The 1154-nt window shown below is 38.8% G+C and carries 1 protein-coding gene and 1 pseudogene; both read left to right on the plus strand.

Translation table 11 applies throughout. The features are described from left to right. Window positions 1–253: pseudogene (locus tag PX636_RS10220) on the plus strand (aliphatic sulfonates ABC transporter substrate-binding protein); the annotation flags it as partial. 86 nt (window positions 254–339) lie between these two features. Continuing rightward, window positions 340–1154, plus strand: an 815-nt coding sequence (locus PX636_RS10225) for an ABC transporter permease (RefSeq protein WP_002798309.1), incomplete at its 3' end; no start/stop codon positions are given.

Raw genomic sequence — 1154 nt, forward strand, 5'->3', positions numbered from 1 at the left:
GATTATGGCCAAGCGTGCGGGCATTAGCACAGAAGAATTGGCCTTATATAAAGAGGGAACGAAGTTTTTCACCTTAGAAGAAAACCTAGAAGCCTTTAGTCCGGGGAAAACCATGAAAAATATGCCCTTTGCCGCTCAAAAAATGGCTGATTTTATGATGGAAGTTGGCTTTATTAAAAAAGTCCCCGATCTAACAACCATTCTAGATGCCCAATTTGTCAAGGCGTTGGCAAATCAAGACAAAAAAGCCTAATTAGTCCCTTAATCATTGACTTCAAGAATTGTTTGATAACTGGGTGATATTGGCTATCAAAATTATTCTTTTCTTTGGCAAATCCCATGACCACAACACATAAAACGCTTCCTCAAAGCACTTTTTGGCGGATTACCGAGGATATTCCCGAATCCCTCAAATGGACTTTAATGGTTTCCTCTATTATTGTCCCGCTGATTTTATGGTTACTAATCTCTAGTTTTGCGGGCATTGAATCCGTATTTTTGCCTTCTCCTTTAGCCGTTATTCAGGCCTTAGGAAAATTGGCAGAACAGGGCTTTTTAATTCAAGATACTATTACCAGTTTTTTACGAGTAGTTGGAGGCTTTTTTTTAGGAGGATTGTTTGCTATTCCCCTAGGGATTTTAATGGGAACTTTTCCGAGTATTCGCAGTTTAATGGAACCGATCATTGGCGTTGTACGTTATATGCCCGCTCCTGCTTTTATTCCCCTATTGGTTATTTATTTGGGTATTGGAGAAACGTCAAAAATTATGCTGATTTTTATCGGGACAATTTTCTTTAATACCCTGATGATTATGGATGCAGTTAAGTTCATTCCCCGTGAATTGATCGAAGTAACTTATACCCTTGGAGGAACTCGAAAACAGGTTTTATTTAAAGTGATTACTCCCTATATTATTCCTAATGTTATCGATACTTTTCGTGTTAATATGGCGGCCGCCTGGAATTTGGTAGTGGTGGCGGAATTGGTGGCGGCTGATAATGGATTAGGCAAACGGATTTTATTGGCCCAGAAATTTCTGAGAACCGATGAAATTTTTGCCTGTTTGATTGTCCTGGGAATTATTGGCTTTGCCCTAGATTTAAGTTTTCGTTTGTTTTTGCAGTGGACTTGTAAATGGTCAATTACTCGTTA

Source organism: Microcystis sp. M53598_WE2 (assembly GCF_030067735.1).
GTDB classification, from domain to species: domain Bacteria; phylum Cyanobacteriota; class Cyanobacteriia; order Cyanobacteriales; family Microcystaceae; genus Microcystis; species Microcystis aeruginosa.